Origin of the sequence: Salicola sp. Rm-C-2C1-2 (assembly GCF_040196175.1) — a bacterium.
Lineage (GTDB): Bacteria > Pseudomonadota > Gammaproteobacteria > Pseudomonadales > Oleiphilaceae > Halospina.
In genome coordinates, this window is record NZ_JBEFNF010000005.1 from 32,419 (window position 1) to 54,659 (window position 22,241).

Genomic DNA, 22,241 nt, shown 5'->3' on the forward strand with positions numbered 1-22,241 from the left:
GGTGGAAAAGATGAGCGTGAATGAACAGAACCAGCCTGAGCTTCAGGAAAAGCTGGTGCAGGTCAATCGGGTGGCTAAAGTGGTTAAGGGTGGCCGCCTTTTCGGTTTCACCGCCCTGACGGTTGTGGGTGACGGCAATGGCCGTGTTGGCTATGGTCGCGGTAAGGCACGCGAAGTGCCGGTGGCGATTCAGAAGGCTATGGACTCCGCGCGCAAGAACATGGTTTCCGTGCCGCTGAATGGTGCCACACTGCAGTACCCGATCAAGGCAAACCATGGCGCTTCCAGGGTGTTCATGCAGCCGGCCTCCGAAGGTACCGGTATCATTGCGGGCGGCGCTATGCGTGCTGTCCTGGAGGTTGCGGGCGTGCACAACGTACTGGCGAAGTGCTATGGATCGACGAACCCGATCAACGTAGTACGTGCTACTGTTGAAGGCCTGAGAGCTACGCGGTCTCCGGAAGAAGTGGCGGCTAAGCGTGGTAAAACCGTGGAAGAGATCCTGGACTGACGTTATGGCTAACAAAACGATCAAGGTCACATTGACCCGCAGTCTCATTGGAGCGCAGAAGAAACATCGCCTGTGCATCCAAGGCCTGGGTCTGCGCCGTCTCCACCATTCGGTGGAACTTGAGGACACACCCGCGGTCCGCGGGATGATCAACCGTGTCAATTATATGGTTCGGGTAGAGGAGCAGTAAGATGCAACTGAACGAACTCCGCCCCGGCGATGGTTCCAAGGCTGACCGCAAGCGCGTGGGCCGTGGTATCGGCAGCGGTCTGGGTAAGACCGGCGGTCGCGGCCATAATGGCCAGAAGTCACGCTCCGGCGGCAGTATCGCCCCCGGCTTTGAGGGTGGGCAGCAGCCAATGGCCGGGCGTTTGCCCAAGTTTGGTTTCACCTCTCGTCAACAGCGTTGGGAAGCTGAGATTCGCCTTAACGAGCTGGCGAAGGTTGAAAGCGATGTCGCGGATCTGGACGCTCTGAAAAAAGCGAATGTGATCCGTCATGATGTGCGCGAAGCGAAAGTGGTCGCCTCCGGTGAGCTTTCCCGTGCCGTGACTGTAAAGGGCCTGCGGGTAAGTAAAGGGGCCCATGAAGCGATTACTGCCGCTGGCGGGAAAGTCGAAGACTGAATCGAGGGCTAAATGGCTAAACAGGGACCGGCATCCGCCAAAGGACAAGGGCTATCGGAGCTCTACTCCAGGCTCAAGTTCGTTGTGATCGCAATCCTGGTTTACAGGATCGGCGCACACATTCCGGTGCCGGGCATCAACCCGGACCGGTTGGCGGCAATGTTTGAACAGCAGCAGGGCACGATCCTCGGCATGTTCAACATGTTCTCGGGAGGTGCCCTTGAGCGCATGAGTATATTGGCTCTGGGCATCATGCCCTACATCTCCGCCGCGATCATTATGCAGCTTATGACGGCGGTAAGCCCGCAGTTAGAGCAGCTGAAGAAAGAAGGCGAGTCAGGCCGCAAGAAGATCAGCCAATACACGCGGTATGGCACCGTTGGGCTGGCCTTTGTCCAGGGGGTAGGAATCTCTGTTGGGCTTGCGTCCCAGGGGGTGACGTTCTCGTCCGGTCTCGATTTCTATTTCGTGGCGGTTGTGTCTTTCGTCTGTGGCGCGGTGTTTCTGATGTGGCTGGGCGAACAGATCACCGAGAGAGGTATCGGTAACGGAATCTCGCTTCTGATCTTTGCCGGTATCGTAGCTGGTCTACCTGGCGCTATTGGACAGACGCTGGAACAGGCACGCAGCGGTGAAATGAGTCTGTTACTGGTCTTTGGTGTTGGCATCATGGCCGTTGGCGTGGTTGGGTTTATTGTCTTCATGGAGCGCGGCCAGCGCCGCATTACGGTAAATTACGCCAAGCGCCAGCAGGGGCGGCGGGTGTATGCGCAACAGCAGAGTCATCTGCCGTTGAAGGTGAATATGGCTGGCGTGATTCCGGCGATCTTTGCATCGTCGATCCTGCTTTTCCCAGCGTCGCTTGGGCAGTGGTTCGGGCAGTCCGAGGGGATGGAGTGGCTGGGTAACCTGTCACAGATCCTCGGGCCGAATCAGCCGCTGTACATCTTGCTGTTTGCAGCTGCAGTGATTTTCTTCTGCTTCTTCTATACAGCATTGATGTATAACCCCCGGGAAGTCGCCGACAATCTCAAGAAGTCGGGTGCCTTCATTCCCGGTATACGGCCTGGTGAGCAGACTGCGAAATACATCGACGGGGTGCTCACGCGTCTGACGATCTTCGGCGCGTTATATATCGCGGCGGTGTCGATCATGCCTCAGTTCCTCACGGTGTTCGGTAACATCCCGTTCTACCTCGGGGGCACGTCACTGCTGATCGTCGTAGTGGTAGTGATGGATTTCATGTCACAGGTTCAGGCGCATCTGATGTCGCACCAATACGAATCCGTGATGAAGAAGTCCAACCTTAAGAATCACGGACGCAGCGGTATGTTCCGCTGATCAATGGGAGACTGAAATGAAAGTACGTGCATCGGTTAAGAGAATCTGCCGAAACTGCAAAATCATTCGTCGCAATGGCTCAGTCCGGGTCATCTGCACCGAGCCTCGTCACAAACAGCGCCAAGGTTGAGGCGCTGCAAAGGGCGGTTGTTGATATCTGCCGATACAGGCGCTATCATTCCGCACCTTTTGTGACGGTAACGTAAACAGCAAAGCTTTGAATGCGGAGTGAAGTGAATGGCACGTATAGCCGGTGTCAACATACCCGAGAAAAAACATGCCGCGGTTTCGTTGACCTATATCTTCGGGATCGGCCATACCACGGCAGGTCAGCTTTGCGACGCCACAGGGATTCCCCGGAATACGATGGTTGGCCAACTTACCGATGAGCAGGTGGATAACCTGCGCACCGAAGTAGGCAAGCTTTCCGTAGAGGGTGACCTGCGTCGTGAGGTTCAGATGAACATCAAGCGGTTGCGGGATCTGGGCTGCTATCGCGGCCTGCGGCATCGCCATGGTCTGCCGGTTCGCGGTCAGCGAACCAAGACCAATGCGAGGACCCGCAAGGGCCCCCGTAAACCGATTCGTAAATAACAGGTAGGTAAAAATGGCAAAGCCAGGTACACGTACCCGTAAAAAGGTGAAAAAGTCAGTTGTTGACGGCGTGGCGCACATTCATGCGTCGTTCAACAACACCATCGTGACCCTGTCCGACCGTCAGGGCAACGTCCTCTCATGGGCGACTGCCGGGGGGTCCGGATTCCGCGGTTCACGAAAGAGTACACCTTTTGCTGCGCAGGTAGCAGCTGAAAGGGCCGGTAACGCGGCCGCTGAATACGGTCTTAAAAACCTGGACGTAATGGTCAAGGGTCCCGGACCCGGCCGGGAATCCGCGGTGCGCGCTCTCAATGGGGTAGGTTTCAAGATCACCAATATCGAGGACGCGACACCCATCCCGCACAATGGCTGTCGTCCGCCGAAAAAGCGCCGCGTGTAATTAAGGAGACAGCGATTTATGGCACGTTACATTGGTCCAACATGTAAACTGTCTCGCCGCGAGGGGACAGATCTCTTCCTGAAGAGCGGGGTCCGGGCGCTCGAAAGCAAGTGCAACGTCGACCAAGCGCCTGGTCAGCATGGCGCGCGGCGCACCCGGGTTTCCGAGTATGGAACCCAGCTTCGGGAAAAGCAGAAGGTACGCCGTATGTACGGTGTGCTTGAGAAACAATTCCGGAATTACTACCAGGAGGCTACTCGCCGTAAAGGCTCGACCGGCGAGAACCTGCTGCAGCTGCTGGAGTGCCGGCTCGATAACGTGGTTTATCGGATGGGTTTCGGCGCCACTCGAGCCGAAGCACGTCAATTGGTTTCTCACAAGGCGTTGCAGGTCAACGGCCGCACCGTCAACGTGGCGTCCTATCAGGTTCAGCCTGGCGACGAGATCCGCGTTCGTGAGAAGGCTCAGAACCAGCTTCGTATCCGCAACGCACTGGAGCTGGCTAACAGCCGTGCGGCCATTGAGTGGGTCGACGTTGACGCCAACAAGCTCGTGGGAACTTTCCGTTCCCGTCCGGAGCGCAGTGAGATGTCTGCGGACATCAACGAGAGCTTGATCGTCGAGCTTTACTCCAAGTAACGGACAGCGAAATAGGGGCGTCCAATGCAGCGTTCAGCTACTGAATTCCTGACTCCTCGCAGCATTAATGTTGAGGAGCAGACCCAAACCCACGCCCGCGTGGTACTGGAGCCTCTTGAGCGGGGCTTTGGCCACACGTTGGGTAATGCTCTGCGGCGGATTCTGCTCTCCTCCATGCCCGGGAGTGCAGTCACCGAGGCACAGATCGATGGAGTGCTGCACGAGTACAGTGCCATAGAGGGTGTTCAGGAGGATGTTATAGAAATCCTTTTGAACCTCAAGGGGCTGGCCGTCAAGCTCAACGGTCGCGATCATGCCGAGCTCTCCCTTTCCAAAAAGGAAGAGGGGCCTGTGACCGCGGCGGATATCCAACTTGATCATGACGTTGAGATTGTCAATCCGGATATGGTGATCTGCCACCTGTCGAAGGCTGGTGAGCTCAACATGAAGCTGACAGTGAGCGCTGGTCGTGGCTATGAGCCCGCGGATCAACGCGAGCAGGATGAGGAAAGCCGTGCGATTGGGCGTCTCCAGATCGATGCGACCTTCAGTCCCATCCGCCGTGTTTCCTACATGGTTGAGAGTGCCCGTGTTGAACAGCGGACCGACCTGGATAAGTTGATTCTTGATCTGGATACCAACGGTACCATCGATCCTGAAGAAGCAATCCGGCGCGCCGCCACTATCCTGCAGCAGCAACTGTCGGTATTCGTGGATCTCGATCAGGAGAAAGAACCGGAAGAGTCGCAGGAAGAAGAGGAAGTTGATCCAATTCTGATGCGTCCGGTTGATGATCTGGAGTTGACGGTTCGTTCGGCCAACTGTCTGAAGGCGGAGAACATCTACTATATCGGCGATCTTATCCAGCGCACTGAGGTGGAGCTGCTGAAGACCCCCAATCTCGGCAAGAAATCGCTGACCGAGATCAAGGATGTGCTGGCCTCCCGTGGTCTCTCGCTGGGGATGCGGCTGGAGAACTGGCCGCCGGCGAGCCTGCGCGGTGATGACCGGGTCCTTGGTGGCTGATCGCTGAACCGCTGATTTTGATTTAAGGAATTAGAGCAATGCGTCATCGTAAGAGTGGTCGTAAATTAAACCGCAACAGTTCACACCGGAAGGCCATGTACCGCAACATGACCGCTTCTCTGGTGGAGCATGAGCTGATCAAGACGACGCTGCCAAAGGCGAAGGAACTTCGCCGGGTGGCAGAGCCGCTGATCACGCTTGCCAAAGAAGATTCGGTGGCGAACCGGCGTCAGGCATTTGCGCGGCTGCGCAATGACGAGACGGTGACTAAGCTCTTTGAAGAGCTCGGTCCCCGGTTCGAATCCCGTCCGGGCGGTTACCTGCGGATTCTCAAGTGCGGCTTGCGGGCCGGCGACAATGCGCCTATGGCGTATGTAGAGGTCATCGGGCGTCCGGTTGTTGAATACGTGGAAGACGATGAGGATGACGAGGACGAAGACTGAGCCTCGCTCTGATGCCTGACCGTGTCAGGCAGTGCCTCACGTAAAAGCCGGACCAAGCGTCCGGCTTTTTTTATGGGGTGCGAACCTGAAGGATTGGCGCCAGATAGCCACCGGTATGGGAGTCAGCCACGGTGGCAACCTGTTCCGGCGTTCCCCCGGCAAGGAGGCGACCGCCGCCATCGCCACCTTCCGGGCCGAGGTCTACGAGCCAGTCAGCAGTCTTGATGACATCGATGTTGTGCTCGATAACGATCACGGTGTTGCCGTGATCTCGCAGGGTATGGAGAACATCAAGAAGCTGCTGAATGTCGTGGAAGTGAAGGCCGGTTGTTGGTTCATCCAGGATGTACAGTGTGTTGCCGGTATCCCGCTTGGAAAGCTCCCGGGCCAGCTTGACGCGCTGGGCTTCGCCACCTGACAAAGTAACGGCGTTCTGGCCAAGCTTAACGTACGACAGGCCGACCTCCATGAGTGTCTGAAGTCGACGGGCCAAGAAGGGAACGGAGTCGAAAAAGTCCCTGGCCTCCTCAATGGTCATGGAGAGCACTTCGTGTATGTTTTTACCCTTGTAGGTGATTTCCAGAGTCTCGCGGTTATAGCGCTGTCCCTGGCAAACATCACAAGGCACGTATATATCCGGCAGGAAGTGCATCTCTACTTTGATTTCGCCATCTCCGTGGCAGGCTTCACAGCGTCCGCCCTTGACGTTGAAGCTGAATCGGCCGGGTTTATACCCCCGTGATCGCGCTTCCTGCGTTCCTGCAAACAGCTCTCGTATCGGAGTGAAAAGCCCTGTGTAAGTGGCGGGGTTTGATCGCGGGGTACGCCCAATCGGGCTCTGGTCGATATCGATCACGCGATCCAATGCGTCCAGCCCCTCGATGGTTTGATGGGGCTCTGGTGACAGGCTTGTGGCGTTATTAAGCTGACGTGCGGCCGCCGGGTAAAGAGTGCTGTTGATCAAAGTGGATTTACCAGAGCCGGAAACCCCGGTTACACAGGTCATCAAGCCAATCGGTATGCGCACCTGGTCGCCCTGGAGGTTGTGGCCCCTCGCACCGTTGAGTGTGATCCAGCGCTCACCGGCGATGGTGCGGTTTTCTGGGATCGCGATCCGCCGCTGGCCGGTGAGATACTGGCCGGTGATTGATTCGGGTTCCGCCGCAATAGCGTCCGCCGTACCCTCGGCAATGATTCGTCCCCCATGGATACCGGCGCCTGGGCCGATATCCACAATATGATCCGCTGCTCTGATGGCATCTTCGTCGTGTTCCACCACGATGACGGTGTTGCCCATATCGCGCAGGCGTTTGAGTGTATTGAGGAGGCGCTCATTGTCACGCTGGTGGAGCCCGATTGAGGGCTCGTCGAGAATGTACATCACGCCCACGAGCCCAGCGCCGATCTGGCTAGCGAGTCGGATCCGCTGGGCCTCGCCGCCGGAGAGAGTGTCCGCACTGCGCTCCAGGGTCAGATAGCCCAGTCCCACGTTCACCAGAAATTCGAGGCGCTTGCGGATTTCGTTGAGAATGGTCTCGGCAATCTGGCCGCGCCACCCGGGGAGCGTGACCGACCGTGCGGTCTCCAGAGAATGGGCAATGGAAAGTCGGGCCATTGCCGGAAGCGTCCACTCGCCGATGAAAACATGCCGGGCCACCTCGTTCAGGCGTGAGCCATAACAGTCCGGGCAGGGGCGTGAATTCAGCGAGCGCGCCATTTCATCGCGTACTGTCTGGGAATCCGTCTCCCGGTAGCGGCGCTCCAGGTTGGGGATGACCCCCTCAAAGGGGTGATCGCGGTCGACGGACTGCCCCTTGGAGTTGACGTAGCGAAAGGTGACCGGTTCGTCGCCGGTGCCATGAAGTACAGTGCGCTGGAACCATTCCGGCAGCTGCTCCCAGGGGGTGTCGAGATCGCAGCCGTAGTGGGAGGCAACGCTTTCGAGCATCTGGAAATAATAGACTGAACGCCGGTCCCACCCCCGTATTGCGCCTTCAGCCAGAGTAAGCTCAGGGTTGCGGATCAGGCGTTCGGGGTCAAAGAATTGATCGACACCCAGCCCGTCACAGGTTGGGCAGGCCCCTGCAGGGTTGTTGAATGAAAACGTCCGGGGTTCTGGTGCGCTGATAGAGAAACCACACTGGGGGCACGCATGGCGTGCGGAGAAAACCAGCTCTTCCGAGCCATCCTCATCCATGGAGGCCACGCGAGCGGTTTCATCGGCTAGGGCTAGTGCGGTCTCGAAGGACTCGGCCAGGCGCTGCTGTAGCCCTTCCCGGATCCGGAAGCGATCCACGACCACTTCAATGCTGTGCTTGCGCTTGGGATCCAGCGAGGGCAGAGCGTCGATGTCGTACACCTGGCTGTCAACGCGGAGTCGAATGAACCCCTGGCTGCGCATCTCATCCAGAACCTGCTGGTGCTCGCCCTTGCGTTCGCTGATCAGGGGCGCGAGGATCATCATGCGGCTGCCTTCAGGCAGGTTCAGCACCTGATCCACCATCTGGCTTACCGTCTGGGCGTCCAGCGGTTCATCGTGCACCGGGCAGCGCGGCTCGCCAGCACGTGCGAACAGAAGCCGCAGGTAGTCGTGAATCTCGGTGATGGTGCCGACCGTGGAGCGGGGGTTGTGGGAGGTGGACTTCTGCTCAATGGAGATTGCCGGTGACAGTCCCTCCATGTGATCCACGTCGGGCTTCTCCATCATGGAAAGAAACTGGCGGGCGTAAGTGGAGAGCGATTCCACATAGCGGCGCTGGCCTTCCGCGTAGAGGGTGTCGAATGCCAGTGATGACTTGCCAGAGCCGGAAAGCCCGGTGACCACCACCAGCTGATTCCTCGGGATATCGAGATCCACTGATGCCAGGTTGTGGGTGCGTGCGCCCCGTATGCGGATGTGGTTCATGTTGCTCCAAAGGCTGGGCAAAACCGCCATTATAGGGGTTACTGGCACGCCGCCATAGATGGATTGATCTGAATCGATGAGTAAGGCGCGAGCCCTGTGCTAAGATGACACCGCTTTTCTGGAGGGCTTTGAATGAATGCCACTGAAAAACGTGCTATAGGCGCCTTGGCGTCGGTCTACGGCTCGCGCATGCTCGGTCTGTTCATGATCCTGCCGGTGTTTGTGCTGCTCGGGCGGGATCTGCAGGGCGCCAGCCCGGCGCTTCTGGGTGTTGCGCTGGGGGCCTATGGGCTTTCCCAGGCACTTCTGCAGATTCCGTTCGGCATGCTGTCCGACCGTTTCGGCCGCAAGCCGCTGATCCAGCTTGGGTTGGTGCTGTTTGCTGCGGGCAGTCTGGTGGCAGGTTGGTCGGACTCCATACAGGGGGTTATTGCCGGGCGCATACTGCAGGGCTCGGGGGCTATCGCCAGCGTGCTCATGGCTCTGGCCAGCGATCTCACTCGCGAGGAGAATCGCACCAAGGGAATGGCCAGCATCGGTCTGTCCATCGGCTTGGCCTTTGCTCTGTCACTGGTTCTTGGCCCCATGATCGGCGACGCTTATGGCCTCACCGGAATATTCCTGTTAACGGCGGTTCTGGCGGGCATCGGTATGGTGTTGGTGGCAACTGTTGTGCCAACGCCTGAAATCCGTTCCCATCAGCCGGATGCGCTGCCAGCCCGGGATCAGCTTCGCCAGGTGCTCACATCAGGGCGGTTGCTGCGGCTTGATGCCGGTATTTTTGTGCTGCATCTGACGCTGACCGCGCTGTTTCTGATCGTACCCCTGACGCTCGAGGATCTGGGGCTGGGCACAAACCAGCACTGGTGGGTGTATCTGTCGGTAATGGGCACTGGATTCGTAGCCATGCTGCCTTTGGTCATCATCGGTGAGAAAAAGCGCCGTCTAAAGCAGGTTATGGCACTTTCAGTGGGTCTTCTGGGTCTCGCTGTGGCGCTGATGGGGATTGGCTGGGAACGCGTGGCGGCGTTCTGGGTCGTCCTTTTCATCTTCTTTACCGGCTTCAATCTTCTGGAGGCGCTGCTGCCTTCGCTGATCAGCAAAGAGGCTCCGGCAGCCGGCAAGGGCTCAGCCATGGGCGTGTACTCTACCAGCCAGTTCATGGGCTCGTTTGTAGGCGGGGCGTTTGGAGGGTGGCTCTCTGGTTTCGCTGGTGCCAGCGGTGTTATCGTTCTTATCCTGATTGCGATCGTTGCGTGGTTCGCACTGGTGCTCACTATGGCGCCACCACGTTACGCCACAAGCCTGGCGTTACAACTGAGTGAGGACCACCAACAGGATCCACGAACCATGAGGGAGGCCTTTATGGGCATTGCGGGGGTGGATGACGCCGTGGTGCTGGTTGCCAGCAGCGAAGCCTGGCTCAAGGTGGATCGCCAACAATTTGATGAACAAGCCCTGTGGCGGCTGCCTTTTGTGGCGCAGCAGGAGTGACGAAGGAAACCACCGGAGGGTTTCCTGTAACGCATAACAGCGCATAAATAGAAAGGAACAGGAGCAGAGCATGGCGAGAGGCGTAAACAAGGTCATTCTGATCGGCAATCTGGGGGCGGATCCAGAGACCCGGTACACGGCCAATGGTAACCCGGTTACCAACCTGAGGCTGGCAACGGACGAAAGCTACAAGGACCGCAATACCGGCCAGATGGTGCCGCGCACTGAATGGCACCGTATCGTTATGTTCGGCAAGATCGCGGAAGTCGCCGGCCAGTATCTGCGTAAGGGGTCCAAGGTCTACATTGAGGGTCGTCTGCAGACCAACAAGTGGCAGGACCAGAACGGTCAGGATCGTTATACCACCGAGATCATTGTCGATATCAATGGCCAGATGCAGATGCTCGACAGCCGTGGTGGCGATAACGCCGGCACCGGCGGTGGTGCTCCGGCAGCCGCCCAGGGCGCTCCCTCCCAGGGTGGTGGTTATGCACCCCAGGGTGGCGATCAGAACCAAGGAAGCGGAATGCCTGATCCAGTCGATGACTTTGACGACGACATTCCCTTCTAGAGGTCAACGTAGGCTCGATTACGGCGGCAAAACTCGGCGCTGTGTCAAATAACGTTGATAAGTGCCTGAGCAGCGTGAAACTGTTTGGATCCTGAACTATACTGGAGCTCAAGCAGGCATGCTGGTCCAGCAGTGCGCCATTTCCGGAACAGCGCAGACGGTTGATTTGTTCACACGCCGATTCCTCAGAAACCCATTCGCCCGGCACCATCCTCGTCGTCGTCTTGGTCTAGAACTGGCGGAAGAGGCGACGTACTGGGCAATCCGTGACGCCGATGGCGGGCTTCGGACTGGCTCCGTGGCACCTGAAGTCTCACTGGAAACGCTCGTAAGTGAACAGGGATTGGAGGGAGCCCGGACCAAAGTAGTGCTGGGCCAGAACCAGTACCAGATCTTCCAGGCTGAACGCCCTAATGTGGAGGCCGGGGAGCTGGCCGAAGCGGTGCGCTGGAAACTGGGCGACCTGCTTGATTACCCCGCCACTGAAGCGGTTATTGATACCTTTCCGTTCCCGGAAGACGCCTCCCGGGACCGGGGGTCTCTCATTAATGCCGTCTGTGCCCATCAGAACCAAATCCAACAGATCGTCGACATCGTCCATGAAGCGGGGCTTGCACTGGAAGCCATCGACATCGCCGAGCTCGCATTGCGCAATCTGCTCGCGCTTGATGACCTCGAGGAGCGGGGCGCGGCAATAGTCTATCTCGGCAGGAAGAATGGCCACGTGGTGTTCTGCCGTGGCCCAGTGCTTTACATGGCGCGCCGCCTGGATGTTTCACACGCCCAGTTGCGGGACGCCGCTACTCAGGAGCAGACGGTTCAGGATCTGGCATTGGAGATCCAGCGCTCGCTGGACTATTACGAGAGTCAGTTGCGCCAGATTCCCCCTCCCCGCGTACAGCTGGCCGGGCATCCGGAAGCCCTGCCACTGGCGGGGATGCTCAACTCCGAAGTGACTGCCGAGGTGGTTGATCTGGATTGGAGCGATGTGTTTTCAGGAATCACGCCAGAGCCGGGAAGTGCCCTGGCGGCGGCTACACTGCTGAGTGATGATGGCGGTGCTGTATGAAGCAATCCATCAACCTGTATACCGATGCCTTCCGGCCTTCTCGCGAATGGCTGACCCTTGGAAGGGCGCTGGGTGTAGGGGCGCTTGTGCTTCTGGTGGTTGCCGGTGTTAGTGGGGTTTTGCGGTATCAGCTGGCCGGCGCGCAAGCCCGGCTTGAAGACCTGGCATCCAGGGAGAGCCGAAAGCAGCAGTCAGTAGAGACCCTCCAGGATCAGGTTGAGGCACGCCAGAAAGATCCTGCGCTTGAGCAGCAAGTGACGCGGCTTGAGCAGCGGGTTCGGGATCGTCGGCGCCTCGTAGAGCGAGCCGATTCGGTTGCTCAAGCGAGCAGCGAAGGCTTTACGCCCTATCTTGAAGGCTTGGCCCGCCAGAGCCTGGATGGACTCTGGCTCACCCGGATCCGGGTGGATCTGATGCGTGATCGCCTGGGGCTGGCAGGTCGTACCCGGGACGGGCAGAACGTACCGGAGTATCTTCAGCGACTTCAAGAGGAATCCGTGTTTGAGGGGCGTCGCTTCGCTCGTTTTGTCATTGAACGTCCGGAAGGCGGAGAGCCCCTTAGTTTTGAAGTGGCGTCTACTCGTGATACGCCGGAGGAAGACGAATGAAGGAGCGCCTGCGCCAACGCTGGCAGGCGTTTGCGGCTGCCTTTCTGGCACGTGAGCGCCGTGAGCGGGTTCTGATGCTGGTGGCCACCGCCGCGGTTGTAGCGCTGGGGGCCTGGCAGCTGCTGGTTACGCCGGTTATGCAGGCCCAGACCCGTGTGGCCGAGCGCATCGAAAGCAAGCAGCAATCCATGGAGAGCCTCTCCCAGCAGGAGGATAAGCTGCTACGGGAGTTAGAAAAAGATCCTAACGAGCCTCTGCATGAACGCATCAGCCAGCTCCAGAAGCGGCTTGAGCGTTATGACCAGCAGCTGGAAGAACTGACCACAGGGCTGATCAGTCCGCCGGAGATGGTAGCTCTGCTGCGCCGTATGCTGGCGCGGCATGATGGGGTAACGCTGGCGAGCGTTTCCCACCGGGCACCGGAACCGGTTGTTGTCAGTGAGCAGAGTGAAACCGGAAACAACAAACAGGATGCCAGTCTTTACGCGCATCCGGTGGAAGTTACTGTCAGCGGCGGTTTCCATGATGTGCTGGCCTATCTGCGGGACCTTGAGGGTCTGGATGAGCGCCTGGGGTGGCGCTCGCTGGATTACAGAACGCAGGATTGGCCGGGGGCCAGGGTTCGGATCCGGATGCATACGCTGAGTCTGCATAAGGAGTGGCTGGGTGTCTGAGAGACGTTTTTTCAGCGTCATAGCAGGCGTTTTCATGGTGGTGCCTTTGACTTTTGGCGCCAGCAGCGACGAATCACTTCCGGATCCTACTAAACCGCCCATGGATGCGACCCAGCAAAAAAACAGTGTCTCGCCAGCACGCCAATTCCGGCTCGATTCCATACTGGTGGGCGATCAGCGCCGGCGGGCTGTGATCAACGGCACAACACTGGCCCAAGGCGGTACGCTGGCAAATGCCACCATTGTCCGCATTGGTGTCGATCGTGTGCTCATCGAGATCGGCGGGCAGCAGTACACACTTGAACTCGAGAGCGCGCCGTCGATCCGGCGCGAGTAGCAGGTTAAACGATATGCGAAAGCGTTTCTTCTCATACCCGATCCCAGTGGTGCTCGCCCTGTTTCTGGTGGGGTGTGCCGGTAATCCGCTGATGCAGACCCAGCGGGCAACATCCACTGAAACCACAGAGCGGATTGAGCAGGAACTCGAGAAAGCCGGCTCTGATCAGGGCAGTGCGGCTTCTCCTCAGGCACCGGATGAGGTGACCGGTGCCTTGATGCCGGATTTTTCAGGGCCCGTAGCATCCGGTTCCGGAAAAGAAGAGCGGTTTAATGTGAATGCCCGTGGCCTCGCGGCGCCTACTTTCTTCCGAAGCCTGGTCGATGGCACTTCCTACAATGTGGTAGTGGATCCGGCCGTTGAAGGCAATGTGACCCTCGACCTGACTCAGGTTACCCTGGATGAAGTCATGGATGTGGTGTCCGATCTCTATGGCTATCAGGTTAACCGGGAAGGGCGCATCTATCGCGTACGCCCTGCCGGTCTGAGAACTCGTATTTTCCAGGTGGACTATCTGGACATCCAGCGCAGCGGGAATTCAAAGACCCAGGTACGCTCGGGGCAGGTCACCAGTTCGGGGGATGCCAGTTCCAGTTCGGGGTCCGGCGACAGCAGCAGCGGCTCTGGTAACGGGACTGTGGTCGGAACGCGTATTACCACAACCTCAGAGTCTCGGTTCTGGGCCGATCTGCGGAGCTCGCTCAATCTTATGGTGGGCCAGGAGCGTGGCCAGCGGGTGATCACGAACCCAGGTTCCGGTGTCGTCGTGGTGCATGCCCGTCAGGACGAACTTAGGACGGTGGCGGACTACCTTCGCCGGATGCAGCTGATCTCCAAACGCCAGGTGATTCTGGAGGCACGGATTCTCGAGGTCGAACTCAGCGAGGACTTCCAGCAGGGCATCAATTGGAATTCAGTGGATGAAGTCGGAAGCGGGACGGTCGAGAGTAGCCTGAGCAGCATCGGAACCACAACTCAGGGCGGCGGGGTCTTCTCGACCGCGCTTGATGTTCAAGGCTTCAACAGCCTGATCCAGCTTCTTGGCCGGCAGGGTAACGTCCAGGTGCTTTCCAGCCCGCGGATTTCCACGGTCAATAATGAGAAGGCCGTCATCAAGGTGGGCAGTGACGAGTTCTTCGTCACGGATCTCGATTTTGAAGATGATGCTACGGGGGGGGAAGAAACATCCCGTTCCACCTCCGTGGATCTGACGCCTTTCTTTTCCGGTATCTCGCTGGACGTAACGCCGCAGATCAGCGATCAGGATGTGGTCACGTTGCATGTCCATCCGTCGGTTACGGAAGTGGACGATCAGGAAAAGCTCATCACCATTGGTGATCGGGACGTAACTCTGCCTCTGGCGCTGAGCACCGTTCGTGAGACAGACAGCGTGGTGCGTGCCCGCAGTGGCCAGATCGTGGTCATCGGTGGCCTGATCCAGAACAAGACCGAGGAAACCACCTCCGCAGTACCGTTTTTCAGTGAGATCCCTGTGATCGGTGAACTGTTCAAGCAGCGTGACTATGAATCCAGCAAGAGCGAGCTGGTCATCCTGCTCAAGCCCATGATCGCGAACGCGGACCGCTACACTCAGGACGTGAAGGAGAGCCGCCAGCGTATCCGCGATCTGCGTCGAATCATGGAATCCAATGAGTCCCCGAAGCCAGAGCCGGCGGCGGACGCCACGCGGGACAGATAGCATGTACGAGGCGTTTTTCGGCCTTAGGGATGCCCCCTTCTCACTGACGCCCAACACGCGCTACTTCCTGCGTGCGCCGAGTCACGATCAGGCGCTGGAGCTGCTGCTGGTGGCTCTGCGCCAAAAAGAAGGGTTCATCAAGGTCTCCGGCGAAGTGGGGACCGGCAAGACGCTGTTGTGCCGCCTTCTGCTCAATGCCCTGGAGGGGGAGCTCACCACCGCCTATTTACCCAACCCGCAGCTGGGGCCAACCGGGCTTTACGAGGCCCTGGCGGATGAGCTGGGGGTGACCTTGCAGGATGCCAGCAACACCCACAGGGCACTATCGACACTCCAGACGCATTTGATTGAAAACGCGGCTGCCGGTAATGCGGTGGTGCTGGTGATTGATGAAGCGCAGTCGATGCCGGTGGAGACGCTGGAGGCTTTGCGCCTGCTCACCAATCTCGAGACCGAAAGCCGTAAGCTGCTGCAGGTCGTCCTTTTCGGTCAGCCGGAGCTCGATGAACTTCTGGCACGGCCGGATCTGCGCCAGCTCAGCCAGCGCATCACCTTTCAGCACCGGTTGGAGACGCTGGCACCGGACACCGTCGCGGATTATCTCCAGCATCGTCTGGTTCAGGCGGGCTGGAATGGCGGCCGGTTGTTCCGGCCTGGTGCGGTGCGGCTGATCAGTCGCGCCTCAGGTGGTACACCGAGGCTCATCAACATACTGGCCCATAAGGCACTGATTGCGGCTTATGGGCGTGGCGAGCGGGAAATCACCAGCCGCCACGTTCGTCAGGCCATACAGGATACGGACAGTGTGGTGCGTCGCCCGGGCGTTCTGGGAGGGCTGATATGAGTCTGCTCAATGACGCGCTGAGAGACCTGGAGAAGCGCGAGGGAGGCGACGGCAGCGGCCAGGAATCGATCCCAGAAGGGCTGAGTGCAGCCAGCGCCCCGGCGTCATCGTCCTGGCGCTGGATTCTGGGCGTTGCCGCTGTGCTGGTGGCTGTGGCCGCTGGTGCTGGCTTCTGGTGGTGGGGGATCAGTGATTCGCACTCAGGCAGGGGAGGGGCTGTGCCGGCCCTTGATCCTGAACCGTTAATCCGAACGGTTTCACCGGAGCCGGGGAACTGGGAGCGCCAAACGGCTGATAAAGCGGATCAAGAGGTGGCACCAGCGGGTTCTGGTCAGGACGGAGAAACGGAGTCGGCGCAGACGACCGCTGCCCTGGCTGACAAGGCTGAAAACACAGCAGAGGCCGATAGCCCTGACGATGGTGAGCCATCACCGTCTCAGCCTTCGGCTCCGGATTCCGGTGAGGCAGCGGTTGCTGAGCCCTCGGATTCTGAAACGGCGACTGAAAGCACAACGGTGCGGGAACTCACGCCGGCTGAAAAAGACCGTCGCCTCTCGCGGGAGCTTGAAACTCTGCTCGCCGATGGTCGCGTAGCCGAGGCAAAAGAACAGCTGAATCAGCGTGTCACACAGGATTCTAAGATGCCACGCTCGCGGGCTGTCATGGCCCGGTATAGCCTGGAACGCGGAGACCACGGGGCGACGCTGCAATGGCTTCCGGAGCAGGTCGTGGCGACGTCGTCGCAGCTGCGGCTGCTCAGGGCCCGTGTGGCACTGGCCCGCAAGGGTAGAGCAAGCGCCCTGGAATGGCTGGAGGCTGAACCACCGGGACCAGGCACCATGCCGGCCTATCACACCATGATGGCGGCGCTCTATCAGCAGGTCGGCGACCATCAGGCGGCTGCTGAGCAGTGGGCCGCATTGATTGAGACGGATGACAGCAATGCCCGCTGGTGGGCGGGTCTGGGCATTGCCATGGAAAGCAGGGGGCGGAATGAACGGGCCCGAGCGGCTTATTCGCGGGCGCTGTCACTGCCGGGTCTGGCGCCGCAGCTGCGCCAGTACATTGAGCAACGGCTCGCTGCGGAGCAGGGGTAGAGCATGGCTTCTGAAACACGCCGTAAAGTCCGCATTGGCGATCTTCTCGTTGAGAACAACGTCATTACAGAGGAGCAGCTCCAGACTGCGCTGACCGAGCAGAAGCGCACCGGCCGAAAGCTGGGCAAGACGCTTACGGATCTGGGCTACCTTGAAGAGGACCAGCTACTGAATTTCCTGTCGCAGCAGCTGGACATTCCGTTTGTCCAACTGCGCCATTACAACTTTGATCATGAGCTGGTCAAAAAGCTGCCAGAGACTCAAGCGCGGCGCTTTCGGGCGATCGTGCTGGCCGAGCGTAACGGTGAGCTGTTGGTGGGTATGGCTGACCCCATGGACATCTTTGCCTACGACGAGCTGGCCCGGCTCCTCGGCCAGCCGGTGAAGCAGGCCGTGGTGCGCGAAAGTGAACTACTGAATACTCTGGATCTGGTGTACCGGCGTACGGATGAGATTGCGTCCCTGGCCGAGGAGCTGGAAGACGAGATCGGCGACGAGGCCTTTGACCTTGCTGCTCTAGGCAATGATACGGACGTTAACGAAGCACCGGTGGTGCGCCTGCTTCAGACGATCTTCGAGGATGCCATCCAGGCCCGCAGCTCGGACGTCCACATCGAGCCGGACGAAACCGTGATCCGCATCCGTCAGCGCATTGATGGCGTGCTTCAGGAACAGGTCATGAAGGAAAAGCGCATCCACGCCGCGCTGGTGCTGCGCCTCAAGCTGATGGCCGGGCTCAATATCTCCGAGAAGCGCATGCCCCAGGATGGGCGCTTCAACATCCGCGTCAAAGGCCGGAGCATCGACGTGCGGATGTCCACGCTGCCGGTGCAGTACGGTGAGTCCGTGGTCATGCGCCTGCTGGACCAGTCCCAGGGGATTCTGGATCTTGAGTCCACCGGCATGCCTCCCGGGATCATGAAGCGCTTCCGCCGGCTCATTCATCGCCCCCATGGCATGATGCTGGTGACTGGTCCCACCGGCTCGGGTAAGACGACCACGCTCTATGGGGCGCTGGCTGAATTGAACGACGCCGAGGTTAAGGTCATCACAGCCGAAGACCCGGTCGAGTACCGCCTGCCACGCATCACCCAGGTTCAGGTGAACAGCCAGATCGGGCTTTCGTTCGCATCGGTGCTGCGTTCGGCCCTGCGCCAGGACCCGGACATCATTCTGGTGGGGGAGATGCGTGACCAGGAGACGGTTGAAATAGGTCTGCGCGCGGCCATGACCGGCCACATGGTGCTGTCCACGCTGCACACCAATGACGCCGTCAGCAGTGCCATGCGGCTGCTGGATATGGGGGCGGAACCCTTCCTGGTATCCAGCTCCATTGCCGGCGTTCTGGCCCAGCGGCTGGTGCGGCGGGTGTGTGAGAACTGCCAGATGCCCTACACCCCAACGCATCAGGAGCAGATCTGGATTGACCGGATCCGCGGCGAGCGTGGTGAGCCGGCAGCGTCAGCACCGCCTGAGCCGGCGGCCGCGCCACCCCCAGCCGATGAGGGATCACTGGAGCTGACGCTTTCTGATGAGCTGATGGATAACGGTGAAGCAGCCCCGGGCACCGGCGCCACATCGGAGGCGGCGCCCGGCGCGGGTTTTGTGGTTGGCAAGGGGTGCTATCAGTGCAGCAATACCGGCTATCGGGGCCGTATCGGCGTCTATGAACTGCTGGAATTCAGCGAGGCTATGCTGGATGCCCTGCGCCGGGCTGACTATTCTGGTTTTGAGCGGGCAGCCCGGGCCTTGCCGGACTATGAGAGCCTGGACCATTGCGCGCTGCGCTACGCCGAAGAGGGGATTACCACCCTTGAAGAGGTTGCCCGGGTTTCCGCCACGCTCAGTGGCGGTACGGCGGATGAGGCGGGAGACTGACCATGCGCTTTGAATACCGGGGCCGCAACAGCAAGGGCGCATTGGAGCAGGGCGTATTGGAAGGCGGTTCCCGTGATGCCATTGCCGCCGAATTGCAGCGTCGCGGCATTACCCCGGTTTCCGTGGCGCCGGAAGCGGACAAAGGCGAAAGCCTGGGCGCTCAGCTGGCACGGCTTGAGCTGTTTCAGCCCAAAGTGAAGCTGGATGATCTGATTGTTTTCTGCCGGCAGATGTACGCGCTCACCAAGGCCGGTATCCCGATTATCCGAACCATGCGGGGGCTGGCCGAGACCAGCAAATCCCGCGCTCTGAGCCAGGCCCTGGACGATGTGGCGGACCGGCTGGAGACCGGCACCACCATGGCTACAGCCATGCAGGCGAACAGCCGCGTGTTCTCTGGGCTGTTTGTGGCCATGGTGCACGTGGGGGAGAACACGGGTAATCTCGATGATGCCTTCTACCGATTATCCCTGATAATGGAGCTTGATCGGGACACGCGCCGGCGCATCAAGCAGGCCACCCGTTACCCGATCTTCGTGATTGTGGCGCTGACAGCGGCCATGATAATTATTAACTTCTTCGTGATTCCCCAGTTCATCTCCACATTCGAGCGCCTGGGGGCGGATCTGCCGTTCCTGACCCAGGTGCTGATCATGACCTCCAACTTCATGACCACTTGGTGGCCGGCGTTGCTAGGCGGTATTGTAGCGGTGTTTGTGGGCGTCCGGCGGTGGATTGCCACGGAGCACGGGCGCCTTCAGTGGGACCGCTATAAGCTCAGGATCCCGATTATTGGCCCGATTCTGGAACAGATCGCGCTGAGCCGCTTTTCGCGCAACATTGCCACAACTCTGTCTGCCGGCATGCCGGTGACCAGCGCGCTTTCGGTGGTGGCGGATGCCAACAGTAACGCCTGGATTGCCCATCACCTGCACGAGATGCGCGCCTCTATTGAGCGCGGCGACAGCCTGCTGCGCGCCGCGCGTGAAAGCGGGCTGTTTACACCCCTGATCATGCAGATGATTTCGGTGGGCGAAGAGACCGGCTCGGTGGATGAGATGCTGACCAATGTAGCGGATTTCTACGACGAGGAAGTGGATTACCAGCTCAACCGGTTGTCTGAGTCCATAGAGCCCATACTGTTGGTGGGTGTGGCGATACTGGTGCTGATCCTGGCGCTAGGGGTCTTTCTGCCGGTATGGGATCTGGGCAGTGCCGCAATCAACTGAACGGGGACCAGGTTGATGGAGGTGCGACTGGATATCTGGCGTAAGCGGGGCATTCTCAGCGTGCCACTCGTCACTCCTGGAGCTGTGCTTGCTGCGTTCGGCATCCATCTTTGTTCACGACTGGTCATTGGGGCAATTCGGAGCCGGGTGAGGCTGGCGCTGGCTTACCTGCAACCTCTTGGAGCCGCTTGCGATAGTGTGCTGCTTTGGCGGGATTTTCCAAAGCCTCATGCGTACGGCTCAAAAGCCGAAAATAGTTCAGCGTGACCTTGTTGCTTGGATAACGGTGTTCGACGTTCTCTTCGAGTACTGCCATGCCGGCCTCGATATGATTGGCTTCGAGCAGTAGGCGCCCGAGGCGAAAGCGGGCTCGTAGAAAGTACGGATCCAGGGCCAGTGCATGGCGGTAGGCGATTCGGGCCGCCTCGGCCGGTGAGGTGTCGGCGTCGGGACTTTGATTCAGCGCTTGGTAGAATCGCCCGCGCAACAGACGTGTCTCGGGCCGGTAGGGGTTGAGCGTCACGGCTTTGTCGAGCTCGGATCTGATCGCCGACAGGGTGGATTCGGCAGGGTCGCCCTCTATCGCCCGAGCGGATTTAAGCAGCATCTGCGCCTTGACGTAGTGGTAGAGATCGACGTCCGGCCACCAGCTGATTGCGCTATTGATGTGGGCCATCGCGGTTAAGGGGGCGCTGCGGTTTCTTGTCTCCTCCATTCGATGGTAGTGCCAGCCGCTGGCCAGCGCGTTGATGTAAAGGTTCAGGGGGATCAGCAGAAGCAGTGTCAGGCTCAGGTTGAAAACCGGCTTTGTACGCGTCGTTGGTTCGAGCGAATCCTCGAAAGCCGGCCCCAGCAGTGATAAGAGTCGACCAATCGCGAGCCCCATAACAAAGAGGACCGGCATGAGGTACAGGTTGAATGTGAGCAGGCTATGGGTGACGACCGCAAGCAGGCCACAGAAGAGACCTGACGCTTCAATGCTTTGATCAGTGGCTGATCGAGCCATCAGGCGGGGAATTGTCCACCATGCCAGCATCGCCATACTGGCCAGGATTAACAGCAGCCCGGGCCAACCTGTCTCGATCAGGAACTGGAGATAGTCGTTATGAGCGTAGAACGCCGCCGATTGATCCTCAATGGCCCGGTAGGGCGGGTAGAAGAGCCAATACAGCCCTGGTCCGATGCCATGCCAGGGTGCGTCCTGGGCGAGTTCCAGCGAGCCTCTCCAGATTGCAAAGCGGCTGCCACCGGCCGTCCAGGGATCAGCGAGGGAGGATACGCGCTCACCCAGCTGACCCATTGAGGCCAGTTGGGCGCTACCCGTTGCGCCAATAAAAATAAGACCCGTGCTGACAACGGAGTTCCTCGAGGCCCCTTTGCGGAAGGCAAGAACAAGCAGGATAACCATGCTGGTCACCAGGGTCAGCAGGGCGCCACGGCTGCCGACCAGGCCGACCACAAAAACCAGCAGGCCCATGAGGCCCATGCCGGCCCAGCTGCGCCAGCCACGCCCATGCTGCAGCGCGATGCCGGTCGCGCTTAACGCCACCAGCATCTCAAGAGCAGCAAAGTTGTTTTTGTTGAGAAAGGTGGCCGACGGTTGCTGGACCTGAATGAAAAACTGGTAGCAGGCCATGACCGCAAGTGACGCCAGCAGTAGCCCCACTGCAGTAACTGTAATCGATACAAACCATTGGGAATGGCGTAACCACAGCGTGATAATGGCGCTGGCTGGAAGCGCTGCCAGTGTCCACGTGGCGCTCTCGCTCAGGTAAAGCACCGGGCTGAAACCGCTGAGAAGAAACCACCAGAACCAGACAAGCCCCAGGAGCCATAGCGGCCCGGTTAGCGGCCAGGAGCCCGAGGGCGCGCGATCCCACAGCGCAATGGCGAAGGAGCTGATCAGGCCGAGCCCCGCGAGGCCCAAATACATGGGGTCCAGTTGGTTGTAGTAGAGGCTGGCGACTAGCCCAATTATCAGGAATACAGCTGCGAAGCTGGCGGCCCATGGAGACGTCTTTGCAGCAGAGCTCATCGGGTTTCCTCGGCATGATCGGGCAGTCATTGACACCTTCATTCGGTGCATCGACGGCTATTCTGGTGTTGGCGCTTCATGTTAGAGCATTTTGGGGTGATTTGGCATGGCTCTTTCCTGGACATCTTAGGCGAGATTTGCGCCGTTACGGGATTATGGTGTTTTCTTGCGGTATGTGATTCAGCGGTCCGATTTGTCACACTATTGGCTTAGTTGAG

23 protein-coding genes are annotated in these 22,241 nt (G+C 59.1%); 21 read left to right on the forward strand and 2 right to left on the reverse strand.

What is annotated here, in order from left to right; all coding sequences use genetic code 11:
* Positions 1–10: 10 nt before the first annotated feature.
* The 10 genes from rpsE to rplQ all read left to right on the forward strand — a co-directional run bounded on the left by rpsE (position 11) and on the right by rplQ (position 5,583).
* The gene (rpsE, locus tag AAF659_RS09855; RefSeq protein WP_349751571.1) at positions 11–511 is read left to right on the forward strand and encodes a 30S ribosomal protein S5; all 501 of its coding nucleotides are present in this window, start codon (positions 11–13) and stop codon (positions 509–511) included.
* Positions 512–515: 4 nt separating this feature from the next.
* The gene (rpmD, locus tag AAF659_RS09860) at positions 516–701 is read left to right on the forward strand and encodes a 50S ribosomal protein L30 (protein ID WP_349751572.1); all 186 of its coding nucleotides are present in this window, start codon (positions 516–518) and stop codon (positions 699–701) included.
* A gap of 1 nt (position 702) precedes the next feature.
* Positions 703–1,137, forward strand: coding sequence for a 50S ribosomal protein L15 (gene rplO, locus AAF659_RS09865; RefSeq protein ID WP_349751573.1), 435 nt, complete (start codon positions 703–705; stop codon positions 1,135–1,137).
* Between the two features lie 12 nt (positions 1,138–1,149).
* Positions 1,150–2,478: a preprotein translocase subunit SecY gene (gene secY / locus AAF659_RS09870; protein WP_349751574.1), complete on the forward strand. Its 1,329-nt coding sequence runs from the start codon at positions 1,150–1,152 to the stop codon at positions 2,476–2,478.
* A gap of 16 nt (positions 2,479–2,494) precedes the next feature.
* Positions 2,495–2,608, forward strand: coding sequence for a 50S ribosomal protein L36 (gene rpmJ / locus AAF659_RS09875; protein ID WP_349751575.1), 114 nt, complete (start codon positions 2,495–2,497; stop codon positions 2,606–2,608).
* 107 nt (positions 2,609–2,715) lie between these two features.
* The gene (gene rpsM, locus AAF659_RS09880) at positions 2,716–3,072 is read left to right on the forward strand and encodes a 30S ribosomal protein S13 (protein ID WP_349751576.1); all 357 of its coding nucleotides are present in this window, start codon (positions 2,716–2,718) and stop codon (positions 3,070–3,072) included.
* Positions 3,073–3,085: 13 nt separating this feature from the next.
* Positions 3,086–3,475 (forward strand): 30S ribosomal protein S11, encoded by a 390-nt coding sequence (rpsK, locus tag AAF659_RS09885; protein WP_349751577.1) that lies wholly within the window; start codon positions 3,086–3,088, stop codon positions 3,473–3,475.
* 18 nt (positions 3,476–3,493) lie between these two features.
* Positions 3,494–4,114 carry a 30S ribosomal protein S4 gene (gene rpsD, locus AAF659_RS09890; protein WP_349751578.1) on the forward strand — a complete coding sequence of 207 codons (621 nt, stop codon included), beginning with the start codon at positions 3,494–3,496 and terminating at the stop codon, positions 4,112–4,114.
* Between the two features lie 24 nt (positions 4,115–4,138).
* Positions 4,139–5,140: a DNA-directed RNA polymerase subunit alpha gene (locus AAF659_RS09895; protein WP_349751579.1), complete on the forward strand. Its 1,002-nt coding sequence runs from the start codon at positions 4,139–4,141 to the stop codon at positions 5,138–5,140.
* 38 nt (positions 5,141–5,178) lie between these two features.
* Entirely contained in the window at positions 5,179–5,583 is a 405-nt protein-coding gene (gene rplQ, locus AAF659_RS09900) for a 50S ribosomal protein L17 (protein WP_349751580.1), read from the forward strand.
* Positions 5,584–5,653: 70 nt separating this feature from the next.
* Here the strand turns inward: rplQ and uvrA are convergent, their stop codons facing one another.
* Positions 5,654–8,488: an excinuclease ABC subunit UvrA gene (uvrA, locus tag AAF659_RS09905; RefSeq protein WP_349751582.1), complete on the reverse strand. Its 2,835-nt coding sequence runs from the start codon at positions 8,486–8,488 to the stop codon at positions 5,654–5,656.
* A gap of 132 nt (positions 8,489–8,620) precedes the next feature.
* Between uvrA and AAF659_RS09910 the strand changes: the two genes are divergently transcribed.
* From AAF659_RS09910 to AAF659_RS09960, 11 genes are all read left to right on the forward strand, one after another.
* A complete protein-coding gene (locus AAF659_RS09910) occupies positions 8,621–9,982 on the forward strand; it encodes an MFS transporter (protein ID WP_349751583.1) in 1,362 nt (453 codons plus the stop codon).
* Positions 9,983–10,052: 70 nt separating this feature from the next.
* Positions 10,053–10,553, forward strand: a complete 501-nt coding sequence (gene ssb / locus AAF659_RS09915; RefSeq protein ID WP_349751584.1) for a single-stranded DNA-binding protein — start codon at positions 10,053–10,055, stop codon at positions 10,551–10,553.
* A 118-nt stretch (positions 10,554–10,671) separates the two neighbouring features.
* Positions 10,672–11,622 (forward strand): hypothetical protein, encoded by a 951-nt coding sequence (locus tag AAF659_RS09920; protein WP_349751585.1) that lies wholly within the window; start codon positions 10,672–10,674, stop codon positions 11,620–11,622.
* Positions 11,619–12,230, forward strand: a complete 612-nt coding sequence (locus AAF659_RS09925; protein WP_349751586.1) for a PilN domain-containing protein — start codon at positions 11,619–11,621, stop codon at positions 12,228–12,230. Before AAF659_RS09920 ends, AAF659_RS09925 begins: the two co-directional genes overlap by 4 nt.
* The gene (locus AAF659_RS09930) at positions 12,227–12,904 is read left to right on the forward strand and encodes a hypothetical protein (protein WP_349751587.1); all 678 of its coding nucleotides are present in this window, start codon (positions 12,227–12,229) and stop codon (positions 12,902–12,904) included. The genes AAF659_RS09925 and AAF659_RS09930 overlap by 4 nt, the downstream gene beginning before the upstream one ends.
* The gene (locus tag AAF659_RS09935; protein WP_349751588.1) at positions 12,897–13,241 is read left to right on the forward strand and encodes a hypothetical protein; all 345 of its coding nucleotides are present in this window, start codon (positions 12,897–12,899) and stop codon (positions 13,239–13,241) included. The genes AAF659_RS09930 and AAF659_RS09935 overlap by 8 nt, the downstream gene beginning before the upstream one ends.
* Positions 13,242–13,254: 13 nt before the next feature.
* On the forward strand, positions 13,255–14,940 hold the full coding sequence (gene mshL / locus AAF659_RS09940; RefSeq protein ID WP_349751589.1) for a pilus (MSHA type) biogenesis protein MshL: 1,686 nt from the start codon (positions 13,255–13,257) through the stop codon (positions 14,938–14,940).
* A gap of 1 nt (position 14,941) precedes the next feature.
* Positions 14,942–15,784 carry an ExeA family protein gene (locus AAF659_RS09945; RefSeq protein ID WP_349751590.1) on the forward strand — a complete coding sequence of 281 codons (843 nt, stop codon included), beginning with the start codon at positions 14,942–14,944 and terminating at the stop codon, positions 15,782–15,784.
* Positions 15,781–16,881 carry a tetratricopeptide repeat protein gene (locus tag AAF659_RS09950; protein WP_349751591.1) on the forward strand — a complete coding sequence of 367 codons (1,101 nt, stop codon included), beginning with the start codon at positions 15,781–15,783 and terminating at the stop codon, positions 16,879–16,881. The genes AAF659_RS09945 and AAF659_RS09950 overlap by 4 nt, the downstream gene beginning before the upstream one ends.
* Positions 16,882–16,884: 3 nt before the next feature.
* Positions 16,885–18,759: a GspE/PulE family protein gene (locus AAF659_RS09955; RefSeq protein WP_349751592.1), complete on the forward strand. Its 1,875-nt coding sequence runs from the start codon at positions 16,885–16,887 to the stop codon at positions 18,757–18,759.
* A 2-nt stretch (positions 18,760–18,761) separates the two neighbouring features.
* Positions 18,762–19,988: a type II secretion system F family protein gene (locus tag AAF659_RS09960; RefSeq protein WP_349751593.1), complete on the forward strand. Its 1,227-nt coding sequence runs from the start codon at positions 18,762–18,764 to the stop codon at positions 19,986–19,988.
* A 124-nt stretch (positions 19,989–20,112) separates the two neighbouring features.
* Here AAF659_RS09960 and AAF659_RS09965 read toward each other — a convergent pair whose 3' ends face one another.
* Positions 20,113–22,023 carry an O-antigen ligase family protein gene (locus tag AAF659_RS09965; RefSeq protein WP_349751594.1) on the reverse strand — a complete coding sequence of 637 codons (1,911 nt, stop codon included), beginning with the start codon at positions 22,021–22,023 and terminating at the stop codon, positions 20,113–20,115.
* Between the last annotated feature and the right edge of the window lie 218 nt (positions 22,024–22,241).

Bases quoted from the DNA above. Each gene is read 5' to 3' on its own strand.
- rpsE (WP_349751571.1), top strand. From the start codon at position 11: ATGAGCGTGAATGAACAGAACCAGCCTGAGCTTCAGGAAAAGCTGGTG.
- rpmD (WP_349751572.1), top strand. From the start codon at position 516: ATGGCTAACAAAACGATCAAGGTCACATTGACCCGCAGTCTCATTGGA.
- rplO (WP_349751573.1), top strand. From the start codon at position 703: ATGCAACTGAACGAACTCCGCCCCGGCGATGGTTCCAAGGCTGACCGC.
- secY (WP_349751574.1), top strand. From the start codon at position 1,150: ATGGCTAAACAGGGACCGGCATCCGCCAAAGGACAAGGGCTATCGGAG.
- rpmJ (WP_349751575.1), top strand. From the start codon at position 2,495: ATGAAAGTACGTGCATCGGTTAAGAGAATCTGCCGAAACTGCAAAATC.
- rpsM (WP_349751576.1), top strand. From the start codon at position 2,716: ATGGCACGTATAGCCGGTGTCAACATACCCGAGAAAAAACATGCCGCG.
- rpsK (WP_349751577.1), top strand. From the start codon at position 3,086: ATGGCAAAGCCAGGTACACGTACCCGTAAAAAGGTGAAAAAGTCAGTT.
- rpsD (WP_349751578.1), top strand. From the start codon at position 3,494: ATGGCACGTTACATTGGTCCAACATGTAAACTGTCTCGCCGCGAGGGG.
- AAF659_RS09895 (WP_349751579.1), top strand. From the start codon at position 4,139: ATGCAGCGTTCAGCTACTGAATTCCTGACTCCTCGCAGCATTAATGTT.
- rplQ (WP_349751580.1), top strand. From the start codon at position 5,179: ATGCGTCATCGTAAGAGTGGTCGTAAATTAAACCGCAACAGTTCACAC.
- uvrA (WP_349751582.1), bottom strand. From the start codon at position 8,488: ATGAACCACATCCGCATACGGGGCGCACGCACCCACAACCTGGCATCA.
- AAF659_RS09910 (WP_349751583.1), top strand. From the start codon at position 8,621: ATGAATGCCACTGAAAAACGTGCTATAGGCGCCTTGGCGTCGGTCTAC.
- ssb (WP_349751584.1), top strand. From the start codon at position 10,053: ATGGCGAGAGGCGTAAACAAGGTCATTCTGATCGGCAATCTGGGGGCG.
- AAF659_RS09920 (WP_349751585.1), top strand. From the start codon at position 10,672: ATGCTGGTCCAGCAGTGCGCCATTTCCGGAACAGCGCAGACGGTTGAT.
- AAF659_RS09925 (WP_349751586.1), top strand. From the start codon at position 11,619: ATGAAGCAATCCATCAACCTGTATACCGATGCCTTCCGGCCTTCTCGC.
- AAF659_RS09930 (WP_349751587.1), top strand. From the start codon at position 12,227: ATGAAGGAGCGCCTGCGCCAACGCTGGCAGGCGTTTGCGGCTGCCTTT.
- mshL (WP_349751589.1), top strand. From the start codon at position 13,255: ATGCGAAAGCGTTTCTTCTCATACCCGATCCCAGTGGTGCTCGCCCTG.
- AAF659_RS09945 (WP_349751590.1), top strand. From the start codon at position 14,942: ATGTACGAGGCGTTTTTCGGCCTTAGGGATGCCCCCTTCTCACTGACG.
- AAF659_RS09950 (WP_349751591.1), top strand. From the start codon at position 15,781: ATGAGTCTGCTCAATGACGCGCTGAGAGACCTGGAGAAGCGCGAGGGA.
- AAF659_RS09955 (WP_349751592.1), top strand. From the start codon at position 16,885: ATGGCTTCTGAAACACGCCGTAAAGTCCGCATTGGCGATCTTCTCGTT.
- AAF659_RS09960 (WP_349751593.1), top strand. From the start codon at position 18,762: ATGCGCTTTGAATACCGGGGCCGCAACAGCAAGGGCGCATTGGAGCAG.
- AAF659_RS09965 (WP_349751594.1), bottom strand. From the start codon at position 22,023: ATGAGCTCTGCTGCAAAGACGTCTCCATGGGCCGCCAGCTTCGCAGCT.